The organism is Bacillus sp. JZ34, from assembly GCF_053903205.1.
The window spans coordinates 1,615,569-1,632,422 of sequence record NZ_CP096403.1 but is presented as its reverse complement, the minus strand read 5'-3'; the positions used below and the strand labels follow the sequence as shown (position 1 = coordinate 1,632,422).

Below are 16,854 nucleotides of genomic sequence, written 5' to 3'. Positions count from 1 at the left end.
ACGGATGATGAAGCAATTGTTCATTTTCCATTTAAAGACCAGTTTTTGAATACGGTTACAACAATAATTATAAAGGGCTTTTCCTTCGATCTCAAGGTTATAATGACTCAAAATGCACTTTTGGATATTTGCAAATTCGAAAGAAATTAAGTAAAATATAATCGGGTTACCAATAATAGCGCTTTCATTCTGTCGTAAAAAAAAGAACGGATCTCCTGACCCGTTCAAGTTTATTCGAGAAAATCTTTCAAGCGTTTGCTTCTGCTTGGATGTCTTAATTTACGAAGTGCTTTAGCTTCTATTTGACGAATTCGTTCTCTTGTTACCCCAAATACCTTACCAACTTCTTCTAATGTTCTTGTACGACCATCATCAAGGCCGAAGCGAAGGCGGAGCACATTTTCTTCACGGTCTGTCAATGTATCCAGTACATCTTCAAGCTGTTCTTTCAGCAATTCATATGCTGCATGATCTGACGGAGAAGTCGCTTCCTGATCCTCAATGAAGTCTCCCAGATGTGAATCGTCCTCTTCACCGATCGGAGTCTCGAGTGAAACCGGTTCCTGGGCGATCTTTAGAATTTCACGGACTTTTTCAGGCGTCAGATCCATATCTTCCGCAATCTCTTCAGGCGTTGGCTCGCGGCCGAGATCCTGAAGGAGCTGCCTTTGAACACGAATCAGTTTGTTGATGGTTTCAACCATATGAACAGGAATCCTGATCGTTCTCGCCTGGTCGGCAATCGCTCTTGTAATCGCCTGTCTGATCCACCATGTCGCGTATGTGCTGAATTTGTATCCTTTGCGGTAGTCAAACTTTTCTACCGCCTTCATCAGGCCCATGTTTCCTTCCTGAATAAGGTCAAGGAAAAGCATTCCGCGGCCGACATACCGTTTTGCGATGCTGACGACAAGTCTCAAGTTGGCTTCAGCCAGACGGCGCTTCGACTCTTCGTCGCCTTCTTCGATTTTTTTCGCGTATTCGATTTCTTCTTTTGCAGACAAAAGGTTTACCCGTCCGATTTCTTTCAGATACATGCGGACAGGGTCGTTTATCTTAACGCCCGGAGGCACGCTTAAATCGTTAAGGTCAAATTCTTCTTCGGCCTTGGCCAGCTGTTGAATATTAGGATCCTCATTTTCTTCGTTCTCGCTAATTAATTCAACGCCTTGTTCTCCTAAAAATTCATAATACTCATCCATTTGGTCTGATTCGATCTCGAAGCTGGACATGCGCTCTGCAATTTCTTCATATGTGAGCACTCCGCGCTTTTTTCCGGCTTCTGTTAATTGATCCCTCACCTGTTCAAATGTGAATTCAGTTTCGGTCTCGTGTGCTTGTTTATCAGCCATTCATGGATCCCTCCTTCCAAAACTTACAGACGAATTCTAAAAGCATCCCGCTTTTTTTGTTCCTATTTCACGAATAAAGCCTTCTCTCTCATCTAGGGCTTCACGGGAAAGCAAATCATAAATTGACAATATATGATTAGGACAAGCAGCTTTTGCTCCTCCGTTAGGATTCATTGCCAAAAGCTTTTCCTATTATATATAACGGTTTATTTCAGCGAACGGTTCAGCTTAACAATTTCCTGTGCCAAAGTTGCCGCTTTGATGAAGTCTTTTTGCCTCTCGGCTTCCGCCCTTGCAGCTTCTTTTTCTTTTATCATTGACCAATTTCGATAATTCAACACTTTTTTTACATAATCAGATAATTCCGCTTCACTTAATTCTTCGTTCACCTGAAGCATTAAGATATCTGTCAGAAGCTGACCGAGTTCCTGATCCTCAACTCTCTTAAAGAGCTCCTGGATGGAAATGTCCGCTCCTTCTTCATACATGGCGTACAAATAAGCGGCAATCGCGCGGTGCTGATCAAGGTTGAATTCAAAGCCCACCCGGTCTAAAACCTTTCGAATGACGTCCCGGTCATGAATCATGTGAGCCAGGAGCATCCGCTCCGCGTTCTCATGAGCCGGCCGAAGACCCGTCTTTCTCCGCGGGGCGCGCGAAACGGCCGCCTGCCGCTCTTTTGAGTCCTGACGGCTGCTTTCCCTGCTGCGGCTTACAGCCTGCTTTTCAAATACGGAAAGCTGATCCTTCAAGGATTCAAATGAGATTGAAAATTCATTTGCCAGCTGTTTGACGTATATTTCCTGTTCCAAAGGTCCGCTGAGAAGGCTGACTTCCTTCAGTACATCGTTGATATAGGCTAAACGGTCTCCTTCATCAGACAGGTTTCTGCCCTTGCGGAAATAGTTCATTTTAAACGTCATCATCGTAACGCTGGCCCCTATTACATCATTCTTAAATTTCTCGCTTCCGAATTTTTTGATGTAGTCATCGGGATCCAGCCCGTCAGGTATCATGGCCACCTTGACGTCGCAGCCTTTTTTCTGAAGAATCTCCGCCGCTTTCAGCGTGGCTTCATAACCTGCATGATCCGAGTCATAGCACAGTATGACCTCTCCGACATTTCGCCTGATGATTTTCGCATGCTCTTCTGTCAGCGATGTGCCCATCGTGGCGATCGATTCTTTCACACCGGAACTGACGGCTGAGATGACGTCGGCAAATCCTTCAAAAAGGACGGCCCTCTCTTCTTTTCGAATGTGAAGGCGGGCCTGATGGAAATGATAGAGAAGCTTGCTTTTTCGAAAAAGCGGCGTTTCCGGGCTGTTCATATATTTTGGCTGCTCCCCGGTGAACGTCCTTCCGGAAAAAGCGACCGTTGCGCCGTGATGATCATGAATCGGAAACATAATCCTGTTTCTGAAACGGTCAAAATAGCCGTCACCGTTCTCGCGTCTGATGATGAGTCCAGCTCTTTCCATCAGCGCAAGATCAAAACCTCTCCGTTCCAAAAACTTTGTGATGAAATCCCATGAATCAAGGGCGCATCCGATTTCAAACTGCTCGATCTGCTCCATCTCAAAGCCTCTTTCGAGCAAATAATCGAGCGCTTCCTGGCCTTCCTTTGTATTGACCAGCAAATGATGATAAAATTTCTTTAACAGATCATGAGCTTCCGCCATTTTCTGTTCATCCGAACTGCCTGTGCTGTATGCTGATACAGCCGCTACCTGCTCCGGCAGATCTATTTGATATTTGTCCGCCAGGTGAGAGACGGCCTCCGTAAATGAATAACCTTCCATTTGTCTTAAAAATGAAAAAACATTCCCTCCCGCTCCGCAGCCAAAACAATGAAAAATCTGTTTTTCTCCGGAAACGGAAAAAGATGGCGTATTCTCACCATGAAAAGGACAAAGCCCAAAATAATTACGCCCCTGTTTTCTCAACTGGACGTACTCTCCGATAACTTCTACGATATCAGCTGATTTTTGCACCTGTTCTACAATTTCGTCTGGTATACGATTGCCCATGTTCCAACACTCCGTCGTACATAATTCGCTGCTTAGTACGTAAATCCTTCAATTTTCGACAAGATTTTTTGCAGCTCTTTGACAAATCGCTCTCGGTCTTCCTTGACCAGTTTTTTCGGGCCTTTCGTGTAACGTCCGCTTCTTCTCAATTTTTGTGCGACGTGACGGCGGAAAAGAGCATGATCGATGGAGTCCTCTTCGAAAAGATAGCCTCTCTCCGACATCACATAGACCTTTTTGCCAAGCAAAAGTGATGCCAGCCCGATATCTTGTGTGACGACGACATCACCTGGTCGAACATGGTTGGCAATGTACAGATCGGCTGCTTCTTTATGCGGATCGACATATGTCCAATTCTCTTCTTCTTTCCTTGTGACTTGAAAATGCTCGAATGAAGCCACGAATATGACCTTTACGTCGAAATCCGCCGCTGTTTTGAGCACTTCATCTTTCACCGGGCATGCGTCTGCATCGACAAAAATCGTCCTTTCTTTTTCAAGAAGACTAATTCTCCATCCCTCCATCAATCTCCTGCTATAAATACAGGCAAAATCACACAGGTTTCAAAAATAATCGATCTATAAGAATTTGTCGAAAGTTTTTTTCGGGAAATTCTTGACACGATACCCATAATAGTTTATTCGTTCTGTACTAAGCTTAAACCTAAAAGTTAATTATTTTATCACAATTTTTTATTATAATACAAATGGGTTAAAGATGCTAACATTTTCACTTTTCCCAAAACCATCAAAGCAAAAACCCAGGATGGGGTGTCCTGAGTTTTATTCTTAGACCCTTTTTGTCATCATGTTGTGAATAATGTTGGCCGTTTCCTCTACCGCTTTATTTGATACGTCTACGACATTGCAGCCGATGCGGCCGACGATCTTTTCAAAGAACTCCAGCTCTTCTTTGATGCGGTTGATATTAGCGTAAATCGCTTTGTCGTTGAGGCCGAGCGATTTCAGGCGCTCCTTGCGAATATGGTTCAGCTTATCCGGGCTGATTTTTAACCCGATGCATTTAGCCGGATCAACGGTAAAGAGCTCTTCGGGAGGATCCACCTCAGGAACGATCGGAACGTTTGCCACTTTTAACCGTTTGTGCGCCAAGTATTGGGATAACGGAGTTTTGGACGTTCTCGACACGCCGATCAGCACGATATCCGCTTTTAAGATGCCCCTTGGGTCTCTGCCGTCGTCATATTTTACGGCAAATTCGATGGCCTCTACCTTCTTAAAATAATCTTCGTCCAGCTGCCGGACTCTGCCCGGCTCGTATTTCGCGCTGAAGCCGTAGACCGTCTCCATTTTCTCAATCAGCGGGCCGATGATATCGTAATACACGACATTCGCCTTTTCCGCTTCGGCGATTAAAAAATCACGAATCTCCGGGACAACAAGCGTAAAACAGATGATGCCTCCGTCCGCTTCTGCCAGCGAGATCACTTCTTTTATTGTTCCGCGGTCTTCGACATAAGGAATCCGCCTGATGTTTGTCTGCTCGGATGAACCGTTAAACTGGCTGATAGCCGCCTTGACTACGAGCTCAGCGGTCTCGCCGACAGAGTCTGATACAACATAAATCGTCCGATTACTCATGATATCCCTCCATTTGAAGTTCACTCTACATGATTTCATTTTCAGATAAGCCGACTAAAATTTTTGTCATGTTCGTTTTCGTAATTCTTCCCACAACTTCATAGCCTTTTTCTGTATCTTTTACAACAGGCAGTGCGTCAATTTGTTTTTCGATAAGCATCTTGGCAATGTCCAAAATGAAATCGTCGCGCCTGCAAAGCGTAATGTTCGGCATTCTCGTCATAATGATATGGACGGGTATTGAAGGGAGCTCCTGTTTGCCGATGCTGGCTCTGAGCAAGTCTTTTCGTGAAAGTACACCGACTAAGATGGCATTATCATCAACGACAAAAAGCGTTCCTACGTCCTCTAAAAACATCGTGCAAATCGCATCATAAACGGAGACATTTTCATGAATGACCACCGGAATGGACTGGAAGTCTTTCACCTGCAGCTTTTTCAGCTTATCAGCCAAGAGCTGCGTGCCCGTCTTTCCCGTGTAGAAATAACCGACCCGCGGCCTTGCTTCCAAAAATCCTGACATCGTCAATATCGCCAAGTCCGGACGAAGCGTAGCCCTTGTCAGATTCAGCTTTTCCGCGATATGTTCTCCGGTAATCGGTCCGTTCTCTTTGACAATCTGCAAAATATGCTCCTGACGTTTATTTAGTTCGATCGTACTCACCACCTTTAAGCCGAAGCTCACAATTCGTTCGTTATGTATAAAAGTCGATAACATATTATAACGCATATGAAGACTAAAATAACAGCAATTACAATTGAATTCTATGAAAAAGACAGGCACAATTTGACAAGGATGTGAAAAATCAATTTGAGCAAAAAGACGATTGCCAGCTTGTCAGCAACCGTCTTCTGCGGTGTTTATTTTACAATGATGGCATTGATGTTTGCAAAAGATCGGATCAGCTCCGCCAGGCTTGCCATTTGCGCCAGGCGGTTCGCTTTTAATCTTTCATCTTCGGCATGGACCATCGTGTGATCAAAATAAGCTTCGATCGGCTCTTTTAGCTTGGACAGCTCACTGAAGGCTCCCTCATAATCTTTTGCTTGGTAAAGGGTCTCTAATTGCTGTCTGCACGCCTCATAAGCTTTGAAAAGCTCCTCTTCTTGAGGGTTTTCAAACAGTGACGCATCAATGGCGTTCGTTTCGCTCTTTTTGCTGATCGAAATAACCCTTGCCAGCGCTTCAGCCGTTTCTTTAAATTCCGGTTTTGCTGCAGCCGATTCAAGAACAGCGGCTTTTTTGACAGCCGAATACGGCTCAAGGTTCGAGCTTTCGAGCACGGCATCCACCACATCGTAGCGGATGTTTTCCGCTGTTAATACGTATTTGAGGCGCTGTTTAAAGAATTCGAGCAGTTCGCTGTTTGCTTCCTGTCCGGCAAACGCAGCCAGTTCTTTGAATGAAATGCCCCAGTTCCGGTCAAGCAGGATTTGGACGATGCCGCTCGCCTGTCTTCTTAGTCCATACGGATCCTGAGATCCTGTCGGAATAACGCCGATTTTAAAGAATGAAGCGACCGTATCAAGTTTATCCGCTAATGCGACGACGGCGCCGACGATTGATGAAGGTGTTTCCCCTCCGGCTTGTCTCGGCATATAATGCTCATTGACAGCGAGCGCCACTTCTTCTTTCTCCCCGAGCATCCGCGCATATTTTTCACCCATGATGCCCTGCAGCTCAGGAAATTCGTAAACCATGTGTGTCACAAGGTCGAATTTTGAAATGTGCGAAGCGCGCTTGATCAGCTGCACCGTCTCTTGATCCGCACCGATGATTTCAGCGATTCTTTCAGCAACCGCCTCAGTGCGTCTTACTTTGTCTCCAAGCGATCCCAGTTCTTCGTGGAAAACGATCTTTTCGAGTTTTTTCACATTCTCGTCAATATTTAATTTTTGATCTTCATTATAGAAGAAGGCGGCGTCTGAAAGCCTTGCTCTCAGTACTTTTTCGTTCCCTCTCGCCACGTTTTCAAGGGCGCGGCTGTCTCCGTTGCGGACGGTCACAAAGTAAGGAAGCAAATCGCCGTTTTTATCTTTGACAGGGAAATAGCGCTGATGCTCTTTCATCGTTGTCACGAGCACCTCTTCAGGAATTGCGAGAAATTCCTTTTCGTAAGAACCGAACAGAACCGTTGGATATTCAACCAGATGGGTAACCTCATCCAGCAGATCCTCGTCTCTCGGAATGTCCCAGGACTTTTCAGCCGCCAGTTCGTCAAGCTGCTTAACGATCAGCTGCTTCCGTTTGTCCGGATCGGCAATCACAAACTGGCTTTCCAGTGCCGCTTCGTATTCAGAAGGTGCGCTCAAGCTGGCTGCTTTTCCGAGGAAGCGGTGTCCCTGTGTTGTGCGGCCGGTTTCGACATGAGCGACTGAAAACGGAACGACTTCACTGCCGAACAGCGCGACGATCCATTTAATCGGCCTGATGTATTTCAAATCTTCGCTGCCCCAGCGCATGTTTTTTGGAAAGTGGAGGCTTGTCACCAAGTCGCCGAGCTCAGGAAGTAATGAAAACGTATCCTGACCTTTTTGGAATTTTTGCACAAAAACATATTCCGTTCCTTTGATGTCTTTAAAATACAAATCTTCCGGACTTGCTCCTTGCCCCCGTGAAAAGCCGATGGCCGCCTTTGTCCATTCGCCGTTTTCGTCAAGGGCGATTTTCTTTGCCGGTCCTTTCGCTTCTTCTGTCACATCGTCCTGCTTCTCCGCCACGTTCTCGACAAGAACGGCCAGTCTTCTAGGGGAGTTATAGAGCTTGACGGAACCGAAGGCAATATTTTTTTCCTTGAGCCAGCTTTCCAGTTTTTCACCAAGCTGAGTCATGCTGTCATGCATGAAGCGCGCCGGCATTTCTTCTAATCCGATTTCTAAAAGCAAATCTTGATTACTCATGTGAAGCCTCTTCCTCCTTCAGCATTGGGAAACCCAACTTTTCGCGTTCATCATAATACGTTTTTGCCACTTTTCTGGCCAGATTTCTCACCCTTGCAATATATCCTGTGCGCTCCGTGACGGAAATCGCTCCTTTTGCGTCAAGCAAGTTGAACGTATGCGAACATTTCAGTACATAATCATAAGCAGGATGGACAAGTCCCTGATCCATCTGACGGTTCGCTTCTTTTTCGTACGTGGCAAACAATTCGAACAGCATGTCGACGTCAGATGTCTCGAACGTATAGACGGAATGCTCGTATTCAGCCATCTTGAACAGGTCTTTTATCGTATAGCCTTTCGTCCATTCGAGGTCAAAGACGTTTTCTTTGTCTTGAATATAAGAAGCAAGGCGTTCAATACCGTATGTGATTTCCACAGAAACCGGTTTACACTCAAGCCCGCCGACCTGCTGAAAATAGGTAAACTGGGTGATTTCCATGCCGTCAAGCCACACTTCCCAGCCAAGCCCGGCGCAGCCGAGCGACGGATTTTCCCAGTTATCCTCGACAAAACGGATATCATGCTCCAGAGGGTCGATTCCAAGAGCTTTTAATGAATCTAAATAAAGCTCTTGAATATTGTCGGGAGACGGCTTAATGATCACCTGGAATTGATGGTGCTGATAAAGCCTGTTCGGGTTGTCCCCGTATCTTCCGTCCGCAGGGCGTCTTGACGGCTCCACATAAGCGACTTTCCAAGGTTCAGGTCCAAGGCTCCGCAAAAATGTATATGGACTCATCGTTCCTGCACCCTTCTCTACATCATACGACTGCAAAAGTACGCATCCTTCATTGGACCAGTGCTTTTGCAGGGTCAAAATCATTTCTTGAATATTCAAATGAAGCACCTCCATAAAACGTGTTTTCAAGTTTAATTTTTGGCATAGGGCTGGTTTGGGCAGAAAAAAACTCCCGTCCCTATGCTTGTTTGCCCACAAACATAGGGACGAGAGTTCTCCCGCGGTTCCACCCTAATTGCTGAGAGGAAATGTCTCAGCCTCTTTTTTAAAAGTTGCTCAGGGAATGCCTTTCATTACGCTCTCATCCCCGGCTTTCACCGCCCCGGAGTCGCTTCAATGAGGCCGTGCGCAATTACTTCTTTCCGTCAACGCAACGTCATTATTGAATCCAATCTTCATGACATGATCTTATAAAAAGATGAAGAGGTTGTCAACTTTTGTTTTCATCGCCCAGCATCTTTTTCATATTGTCCATTTGTTCCATGAAGCGCCGCGATTTCAGGTAGATCCCTGAGTACTCGTCATAGTACGTCTGTATGACCCTTTTCAGCTCATCCTTCGTCTCCTGTTTGACCGAGACATTGCCGAGCCTTGACAAGTCAAAATAAAAAAACAGCCTCAACAGCCTGGCGGATGCGGGAGACAGCGGTATCCTGTATGGATCTTTCGCAAAACAGCGGTGGCAGATAAAGCCGTTGTCGCGGATCGAAAAATGAAATGTGCCGTCTTTGCTTTTGCAATGTACACATTCATCCAGCTCCGGATACAGCCCCATCACGCTGAGCATTTTAACTTCGATAAGGTTGGCGATAATGTCGGGATCTGTACCGTCATCGAGCCTCCTCATCGACTGAAGAAGCAGCTCAAATAAAAACGGATTCGGTTTCTTTTCCTCCGTTCCCTTGTCGATTAATTCAGTGATGTAGGCCGCGTATGCTGTTAAAAACAGATCCTCGCGTATATGCCTCATGCTTTCGATCATCTCGCCCTGCTCCAATGTGCCGAGACCGGATGATTTGCGGAATAAAAAAGAAGCATAAAGGAACGGCTGGGAAATCGCTGACAAGCGGCTGTTCGGCTTTTTGGCGCCCCTTGCCAGCACACCGATTTTCCCGTGTTCTCTCGTCAACAGCGTAATGATTTTATTTGTTTCACCATAGTCGTTTGTACGAAGGACGATACCTTCACATTTCGTCAGCATATGTGCACCATCCAAAAATTGGAGGGGTCAAGCATGATCACAAAATTGGAAAGTCAATTTGCGCTAGCTCTTCTTCAAGTACTTCGGGTCTTTCCAGGTTCTCCTTTTCCAATTCTTTAAAAAGGAGGTACGTGTCTACGCTTCCTGTTTGTGAAAATACATTCCAAGTAAAATTCAACATAAAAAGCCCCACCTTTCTGTTTATAACTAGCTTTTTAAACATCCAAATTCTTAAGATTATCTTGACCTTGTATCCTCCATTTCATGTTAAACAATTTTTTCTAATATATCTTTGATTTCGAGAGATTTTGTCACGACTAAACCGCGGTCAAGCTCTGTCCGTTAATACTCGTCTTCTCTAAATCCAAAATCACGAAGCTGAGACATCTTGTTGCGCCAGTCTTTCTGCACTTTAACCCACAGCTCTAAAAACACCGATGATCCGAGCAGCGCCTCGATATCAGTTCTTGCCCGCTTGCCGATTTCTTTAAGCAGGCTGCCTCTTTTTCCGATGACGATCCCTTTTTGTGAATCGCGTTCGACGACGATGGTCGCGCTCACATACACAGAACCGTTTTCCCGTTCTTGAATGGACTCGATCGAGACCGCAATGCTGTGAGGGATCTCTTCCCTTGTCAGATGCAGCACTTTTTCCCGAATCAGCTCAGAAATGATAAATCGCTCCGGATGATCGGTCACCTGGTCACTCGGGTAAAACTGCGGACCTTCCGGCAAATAATCTTCAATTTGCTTTAAAAGCGTATCGATATTATTTCCCTCAAGGGCGGAGATCGGAACGATTTCCTGAAACGGATACCTGGTTCTGTACTCATCGATCAGCACAAGAAGCTCATCCGGATGAATCCGGTCGATTTTGTTGACGATCAAAAATACCGGCGTCTTGACTCCTTTTAAGCGCTCGATGATAAATTCGTCGCCTTTTCCGTAGCCTTCCTCCGCATTGATCATAAACAAGATCAAGTCGACTTCCTTTAAAGTGTTCTGCGCCACCTTCATCATAAAATCGCCCAATTTATGCTTCGGTTTATGAATGCCCGGCGTATCGATAAAAATCGTCTGGGATGTATCGGTTGTCAGCACACCTTGCACTTTGTTTCTTGTTGTTTGCGGTTTGTCGCTCATGATGGCGATTTTTTGGCCGATCACGCGATTCAAAAATGTAGATTTTCCTACGTTTGGTCGTCCGATAATGGAGACAAATCCTGATTTAAAGCTTTCCTGTGTCATGTAAGTCCTCCGATGAAAATGCTCCTGGCAGTAATTCTTGAACCGTCATTTCTTTGATTTGGCCATTCAGATTGGTTAAGATGACAGGCATGTTTGGTGAACAAAGTTCAGAAATCACCTGTCTGCACGCTCCGCACGGCGACACCGGACCCGGCGTATCCGCTGCGACGGCAAGCATCTTAAACGATTTTTCCCCTTCCGAGTAAGCCTTGAACAACGCTGTCCGCTCGGCGCAGTTGCACAGGCTGTATGCAGCATTTTCAATGTTGCAGCCTTTGTACACCTTGCCGTCCTCAGTCAAAAGGGCAGCGCCGACTTTGAATTTCGAATACGGAACATATGCAAATTCCCTTGCTTTTAAAGCTTCTGCAATCAATTCTTGTTTAGTCAATGTGTGTATTCCTTCCTATAGCGGTTATGGTACCGCTAACACTTTTATTTTACATAAAAATGGCTTCTTTTTCACGCCCAAATCACAAATGTAAAATTTTTGTAAGAATTGCGCACAATGAAAGGCACGGCATCAAAACAATTTTGACAAAAAGATGAGTAACCCAATCATACACGAAACGGCCGCAAACACGCAAACCGCCCCGGCCGCCGCGTCCTTTGCCGCCTTTGCAAGCGGGTGGTTCTCTTTTGTGAAAAGATCGATCGTATGCTCCACAGCCGTATTCATCAGCTCCAAGGCAAGCATTCCGCCGATCAGGATCAAGATGATGGACCATTCGATCAGAGTCAGCCTGAAGAAAAAGCCGCAGACGATCACAAGGATGGCGGCCCCGGAATGAATTCTAAAATTGCGCTCCGACATGAACGTCTTGACTATTCCTGTTAAGGCGTTTGAAAAACTCCATTTCAGACGGCGCCATTCATTTTGTTTATGAGGATCTTGAGAGCCCATATCGATTCAAAATGTCCTTTTGCTTAGTGAACATCTCTTTTTCCTCTTCTTCTGTCATATGGTCATAGCCGAGGAGGTGCAAGAAGCCGTGAACCGTCAGAAAACCCAGCTCCCTCATCAGTGAATGCCCGTATTCTTCGGCCTGTTCCCGTGCTTTATCAGCGCTGATGATGATATCTCCGAGAACGGGCGGCATGTCAGCGCCGATAATTTCAATCTCTCCTTCGCCGTCTTCTTCAAGGGCAAATGAAATGACATCAGTCGGATAATCTTTGCCTCTGTACTCTTTGTTGATTTTTTGGATCTCTTCATTGTTGACGATCGTAACCGAAACTTCGGCGCCGTCTGCGACGCCTTCCTCTGCCGCTGCGAATTGAAGAATTTTCTCAATTTCAGCAAGCTGGTCTTCAGGGACCCGTCCGGTCTCGTCTGTGATATCTAGAATTAAACTCATGTGTGTTTCACCTTCTGTTTAGGATTAGCTTCCGGATATTCGATCCGGGAATGAAAAATGCCTTTCAGCGTTTCGCAGAGCGTCTTTGCAATAATATTGAGCTCTTTTAAAGTCAAATCGCATTCGTCAAACTGCCCGTCCTGCAGCTTATCTGATATGATCCCGCGCACCAGCTTTTCAATCCTTTCGGGATTCGGGTTATGCATTGAGCGGACGGCTGCTTCGACACTGTCGGCCACCGAGATGATCGCCGCCTCTTTTGTCTGGGGCTTAGGGCCAGGATAGCGGAACTCTTCTTCAGTCGTCTGATCGCCTTTTTCTTTCGCCTTATAGTAAAAAAACTTGAGCAGCGATGTGCCGTGATGCTGTTCGGCGATGTCGACAAGCTCCTTCGGCATTTTATGATCCCTCAGCATATCGGCGCCGTCTGTCGCATGGGCAATGATGATGTTTTTGCTCAGCTGCGGAGAAAGCTTGTCATGCGGATTATCAATATTCATTTGGTTTTCTATAAAGTATTGGGGCCGCTTTGTCTTGCCGATATCATGGTAATAGGCTCCGACTCTTGCCAAAAGCCCGTTTGCTCCGACAGCTTCACATGCCGCCTCCGATAAGTTCGCGACCATAACGCTGTGATGGTATGTGCCGGGTGTTTCCGTCAGAATTTTGCGGAGCAGCGGATGATTCGGGTTTGAAAGCTCGAGAAGCTTCATCGTGGACAGAATCCCAAAGCCGCTTTCAAAAAACGGCATGAGCCCGAGAACAAGAACTGACGATCCGATGCCGGACACCGCTCCCATGACAAGGTATGTCCCCATCTCAAGTCCGGTTTGCGCCGTGTTTTGAATCAGCTGCAGGGTAAACAGGACGACGATGTTGATCAGGGAGACAAACAAACCGGCCTGGAGGATTTTCGCCCTCGCATTATGCTTCCCTAAAAACAGTATACCCGCCATCGAGCTGATCAAGAAATACGTTCCGATTCCATAGTTAAACGTGCCTGTCACACCCTGGTTAAACATCATGCTTCCGCAAATGGAAAGGATCATGCTTGACAGGATCGCCAGCCTTTCATTGATCAGCAGTTTAATGAGCATCACGCCCATCGCAATCGGTACGAGATAGCCGATATGGCCGATTTCAAGCTGCTGAAACAGGCTGATCACTTCCATGACGATTAAAACGATCGCTGTAATCAATGAAAACAGCATGAGCGACTTATTTTTCGGAATCCGGCTGCTGTACTGCCTTTCGAAATAGTAAACCAAAGCTGAGATGAAAAGCGCGATTAAAAGCAGCAGTCCGCCGACAGGCTTGAAGATGTTGGCTCCGCTTAAGAGTCCTGTCAGTTCAAGCTTTCGATAGACTTCCCTGTCGATCAGCTGATTTTCCTCAACAAGTATCTGCCCCTGCTTGATCTGCACCTGCTGCACGCTGTCAGCCGCTTCCTGACGCTTCTGCTCCGTCTTGTCAGGATCGTATACATAGTTGGGAATGATTGCAAAGCGTCCGATTTCATCGGCGGCGTTTTTTAATTTTGAAGGTATTGAATTACCCTTCAGCTCTTTCGTTACATGCTCTTTCGCTTCATCAAGCTTGCCGGCGCGGATTTCTTTGCTCATCACGTCATTGACGGCGGTGATGACCGAATCCTGTGTCATGGAAAGCTCTCCGTCGCTGGCCTTCAGCAGGTGTTTGATTGAATCCTGCGACAGCGAGTCCGTCACATCTGAAGTCAGCTTTTCTTCGACAGATTTGATCTGGTCTTTTTCAGATGGGGCCTGCTTGTCTTTTTTCTCTTGTTCTGCGCTTTCTTTTTTCACTTCTTTAATGATGTCGAAAATTGATGAGACAAGGTCGACCCTGTTGTCAGAGTACTCTTTTTTCAAGGTGTACTGGTCGGGAACTTCCTCTCTCGCTTCCTGCTTTTTATTAGCCGTTGCCTTTTGATCTTCGACTGTTGCCGGCGCATAGATCGTATTCTCGCTGATCGAAAATAAATCGAGGTCGAGGGACTCGGGCCTCACATGGAAAAACAGCAGGATGAACATTAGCGCGGATAAAGCCGCATAAAGAATGACGGGGAGGAAGCGGCCGTTTTCCAAGCGGATGGGCCGAAACTTTCCGTCTCTTTTTTTCTTTTTCAACAAAAGCACCTCTTTTCCCGCGGGAAACTAAAAAATGACCCGATAACGGGCGATCGGGCCATTCGGAATTATTTTGACTTTTCGTATGCTTCAATAATACGGGCGACAAGCGGGTGTCTGACCACGTCCGTCTGATCCAGTTCAACAATTGAAATGCCTTCGATATCAAGGAGCATCTTTTTTGCAACAGCAAGCCCCGATGTGACGCCCTTCGGCAAATCGATTTGCGTAATGTCGCCTGTAATGACCATTTTAGAACCAAAACCCAATCTCGTCAAAAACATTTTCATTTGTGCCGGTGTCGTATTCTGCGCTTCATCCAAAATCACAAATGCGTCGTCGAGCGTCCGCCCCCTCATGTAAGCAAGCGGCGCGATTTCGATCGTTCCTCTTTCAAGCAGCCGTGCCGTATGGTCCGTTCCGAGCACGTCATGGAGCGCGTCATATAGCGGTCTTAAATATGGGTCGACTTTCTCCTTTAAATCCCCCGGCAAAAACCCGAGGCTTTCCCCTGCTTCAACAGCTGGTCTTGTCAAAATGATTTTTTTGATGCGTCCGTTTTTCAGTTCATGAACGGCCTTTACGACAGCCAAATAGGTTTTCCCCGTTCCTGCAGGGCCGATGCCGAAGATTAAGTCGTGCCTTTTCATGGCGGCGATATATTCTCTTTGACCGATGGTTTTGACTCTGATCGGTTTTCCTTTGGCGTTTTTCGTAATTTCCTCTTCATACATGCTTTCAAAAAACTCAAGCTTCTGCTTTTTCGCCATCTTGATCGCATACAAGACATCGCGTTCTGATATCTCGATTCCTTTGCGGATGAGATTCAAGAGGGATGCAAGCAGGCTGTCCACGATTTCAAACGTTTCTTCGTCTCCGGTCACATAGACGGTTTCACCGCGCGTGACAATCGAAATGTTCAGCTCTTCCTCCATTAACTTCAAATGGGAATCCTGGTTCCCAAACAGCGCTTGAGCCTCGTTCGGACTTTCCAGTTGCTGATGAATCGCAAGTAAGTGTTCTGTCATTCTTTAGTCTCCTGAACAATTGGTGTTGTTTGAACAATGTCTTCAATAACCTGGTAAAGGATGATCAATTTAACTTTACCATTCTCACTCGTTTCGTGCAAAACTTTTTCACTAATAATGTTCCCGTCGCTCCCGATTTTTTTCCTGATGTCTCTTTTTCCCATTTCGATCCCTTCAAGGACCGCTTCTTTTTTCGAGTACACCCTTTTGATTTGTTCGCTCTCTCTCGTATGTTCCTTTTCATATGCGACAGGAAGCGTAAAATTCATAAAATGCAGCGAGTGTTTTTCGGTTTCTGTCTTCGGACGCGAGAACTCTTCTTTTTTAAAAGAAAAGCCCCAGACAGGCACAGAAAAAGAACCGAAGGATAGCTTGTGACTTGTCCTTACTTTACCCGTAAAAACGTCAAATGATGTCTCAAGAGGAACCGTTACCTTTGACTTGTACCAGGTTTCACCGTAGATTTTCCCTTTGGCTCCGACTTTTTGCTTTTCCTCTTCGCTCCCGATCAGTCCGGAAACAAGCATTTGCCCTTTTTCAACGTGCTGATTCACGGTGACGAGCGGCTCGCCTTTTTCCACGAACATTTTCGAGATGGTCGCCCCTTTTTTGGCGACGATGTGCCTCGGACCAATATATTTTTCTTTGTCAGGTTCATTTTTTTCAACCACTTTCATGTGAAGGGCCGTGCCGTTTAATTCAATGCCCACCCAGGTGATGTTTTCGACGCGCTTTGTAAGCGCGTGCTGAATTTTTTCCGGGGTCAGCATCGTAAACTGAAGGCGCCCTTTTTTGACGCCGATTTGATTCAAGTGCTGTCTGATTTGATGTTCTGTCTCCGGATTGGCTCCTGTTATGTCAATTTTCCAAAGCATGTTGGACAATAAAAACATGATGATAAAAAAAGCAGCAATTCCAATAGTGAAGCCGCTATTCCGTTTAGACTTCTGCACAAGGAAAGGGAAACCTTTTCGTCTGACGAAGCGGCACTTGCAGTCAAAATCCCTTATGACCCTCCGGAAGGCATGTACATCAGAAAGCGGAATATAAAGAAAGACAGCGTCTTTCTTTTTCTTAACATTAAACATCGGGATGCTGCGCCTGGTGCATTCATTTAATAATCGCTCGATCCCCTTTCCCGTTATCTCAAGCTGGATCTTTCCTGAAAAAAAAGAAAGCCATTTATTCTTCACGATTCTTTCCCCCC

At 45.9% G+C, this 16,854-nt stretch carries 16 protein-coding genes; all 16 read right to left on the bottom strand.

From position 1 onward, the window contains the following. Window positions 1-230: 230 nt before the first annotated feature. Complete coding sequence (rpoD, locus tag M1D90_RS08290; protein ID WP_020452234.1) at window positions 231-1,352, bottom strand: RNA polymerase sigma factor RpoD; 1,122 nt, start codon at window positions 1,350-1,352, stop codon at window positions 231-233. Between the two features lie 206 nt (window positions 1,353-1,558). Continuing rightward, window positions 1,559-3,382 carry a DNA primase gene (dnaG, locus tag M1D90_RS08285; RefSeq protein ID WP_023855237.1) on the bottom strand — a complete coding sequence of 608 codons (1,824 nt, stop codon included), beginning with the start codon at window positions 3,380-3,382 and terminating at the stop codon, window positions 1,559-1,561. Between the two features lie 32 nt (window positions 3,383-3,414). Continuing rightward, complete coding sequence (locus tag M1D90_RS08280; RefSeq protein WP_023855238.1) at window positions 3,415-3,906, bottom strand: YaiI/YqxD family protein; 492 nt, start codon at window positions 3,904-3,906, stop codon at window positions 3,415-3,417. A gap of 264 nt (window positions 3,907-4,170) precedes the next feature. Then, the gene (locus tag M1D90_RS08275; protein WP_023855239.1) at window positions 4,171-4,983 is read right to left on the bottom strand and encodes a pyruvate, water dikinase regulatory protein; all 813 of its coding nucleotides are present in this window, start codon (window positions 4,981-4,983) and stop codon (window positions 4,171-4,173) included. Between the two features lie 25 nt (window positions 4,984-5,008). Then, entirely contained in the window at window positions 5,009-5,647 is a 639-nt protein-coding gene (locus M1D90_RS08270; protein WP_025804968.1) for a helix-turn-helix transcriptional regulator, read from the bottom strand. A gap of 197 nt (window positions 5,648-5,844) precedes the next feature. After that, a complete protein-coding gene (gene glyS / locus M1D90_RS08265) occupies window positions 5,845-7,884 on the bottom strand; it encodes a glycine--tRNA ligase subunit beta (protein ID WP_456283338.1) in 2,040 nt (679 codons plus the stop codon). After that, on the bottom strand, window positions 7,877-8,764 hold the full coding sequence (glyQ, locus tag M1D90_RS08260; protein WP_020452239.1) for a glycine--tRNA ligase subunit alpha: 888 nt from the start codon (window positions 8,762-8,764) through the stop codon (window positions 7,877-7,879). The genes glyS and glyQ overlap by 8 nt, the downstream gene beginning before the upstream one ends. A gap of 331 nt (window positions 8,765-9,095) precedes the next feature. After that, complete coding sequence (gene recO / locus M1D90_RS08255; RefSeq protein WP_020452240.1) at window positions 9,096-9,866, bottom strand: DNA repair protein RecO; 771 nt, start codon at window positions 9,864-9,866, stop codon at window positions 9,096-9,098. Window positions 9,867-9,903: 37 nt separating this feature from the next. Then, window positions 9,904-10,047 carry a YqzL family protein gene (locus M1D90_RS08250; RefSeq protein ID WP_003183626.1) on the bottom strand — a complete coding sequence of 48 codons (144 nt, stop codon included), beginning with the start codon at window positions 10,045-10,047 and terminating at the stop codon, window positions 9,904-9,906. A gap of 161 nt (window positions 10,048-10,208) precedes the next feature. Continuing rightward, on the bottom strand, window positions 10,209-11,114 hold the full coding sequence (gene era / locus M1D90_RS08245) for a GTPase Era (RefSeq protein ID WP_023855242.1): 906 nt from the start codon (window positions 11,112-11,114) through the stop codon (window positions 10,209-10,211). After that, window positions 11,095-11,505, bottom strand: coding sequence for a cytidine deaminase (locus M1D90_RS08240; protein ID WP_020452242.1), 411 nt, complete (start codon window positions 11,503-11,505; stop codon window positions 11,095-11,097). The genes era and M1D90_RS08240 overlap by 20 nt, the downstream gene beginning before the upstream one ends. A 132-nt stretch (window positions 11,506-11,637) precedes the next feature. Beyond that, the gene (locus tag M1D90_RS08235; protein WP_020452243.1) at window positions 11,638-12,018 is read right to left on the bottom strand and encodes a diacylglycerol kinase family protein; all 381 of its coding nucleotides are present in this window, start codon (window positions 12,016-12,018) and stop codon (window positions 11,638-11,640) included. Then, window positions 11,996-12,472: an rRNA maturation RNase YbeY gene (gene ybeY, locus M1D90_RS08230; RefSeq protein WP_020452244.1), complete on the bottom strand. Its 477-nt coding sequence runs from the start codon at window positions 12,470-12,472 to the stop codon at window positions 11,996-11,998. The genes M1D90_RS08235 and ybeY overlap by 23 nt, the downstream gene beginning before the upstream one ends. Beyond that, window positions 12,469-14,523 (bottom strand): HD family phosphohydrolase, encoded by a 2,055-nt coding sequence (locus M1D90_RS08225; protein ID WP_228119640.1) that lies wholly within the window; start codon window positions 14,521-14,523, stop codon window positions 12,469-12,471. The genes ybeY and M1D90_RS08225 overlap by 4 nt, the downstream gene beginning before the upstream one ends. A 164-nt stretch (window positions 14,524-14,687) precedes the next feature. Beyond that, complete coding sequence (locus M1D90_RS08220) at window positions 14,688-15,647, bottom strand: PhoH family protein (RefSeq protein ID WP_017474322.1); 960 nt, start codon at window positions 15,645-15,647, stop codon at window positions 14,688-14,690. Further along, complete coding sequence (gene yqfD, locus M1D90_RS08215; RefSeq protein WP_456283336.1) at window positions 15,644-16,840, bottom strand: sporulation protein YqfD; 1,197 nt, start codon at window positions 16,838-16,840, stop codon at window positions 15,644-15,646. The genes M1D90_RS08220 and yqfD overlap by 4 nt, the downstream gene beginning before the upstream one ends. Between the last annotated feature and the right edge of the window lie 14 nt (window positions 16,841-16,854).

Bases quoted from the DNA above. Each gene is read 5' to 3' on its own strand.
- rpoD (WP_020452234.1), bottom strand. From the start codon at position 1,352: ATGGCTGATAAACAAGCACACGAGACCGAAACTGAATTCACATTTGAA.
- dnaG (WP_023855237.1), bottom strand. From the start codon at position 3,382: ATGGGCAATCGTATACCAGACGAAATTGTAGAACAGGTGCAAAAATCA.
- M1D90_RS08280 (WP_023855238.1), bottom strand. From the start codon at position 3,906: ATGGAGGGATGGAGAATTAGTCTTCTTGAAAAAGAAAGGACGATTTTT.
- M1D90_RS08275 (WP_023855239.1), bottom strand. From the start codon at position 4,983: ATGAGTAATCGGACGATTTATGTTGTATCAGACTCTGTCGGCGAGACC.
- glyS (WP_456283338.1), bottom strand. From the start codon at position 7,884: ATGAGTAATCAAGATTTGCTTTTAGAAATCGGATTAGAAGAAATGCCG.
- recO (WP_020452240.1), bottom strand. From the start codon at position 9,866: ATGCTGACGAAATGTGAAGGTATCGTCCTTCGTACAAACGACTATGGT.
- M1D90_RS08250 (WP_003183626.1), bottom strand. From the start codon at position 10,047: ATGTTGAATTTTACTTGGAATGTATTTTCACAAACAGGAAGCGTAGAC.
- era (WP_023855242.1), bottom strand. From the start codon at position 11,114: ATGACACAGGAAAGCTTTAAATCAGGATTTGTCTCCATTATCGGACGA.
- M1D90_RS08235 (WP_020452243.1), bottom strand. From the start codon at position 12,018: ATGGGCTCTCAAGATCCTCATAAACAAAATGAATGGCGCCGTCTGAAA.
- ybeY (WP_020452244.1), bottom strand. From the start codon at position 12,472: ATGAGTTTAATTCTAGATATCACAGACGAGACCGGACGGGTCCCTGAA.
- M1D90_RS08225 (WP_228119640.1), bottom strand. From the start codon at position 14,523: ATGTTCATCCTGCTGTTTTTCCATGTGAGGCCCGAGTCCCTCGACCTC.
- M1D90_RS08220 (WP_017474322.1), bottom strand. From the start codon at position 15,647: ATGACAGAACACTTACTTGCGATTCATCAGCAACTGGAAAGTCCGAAC.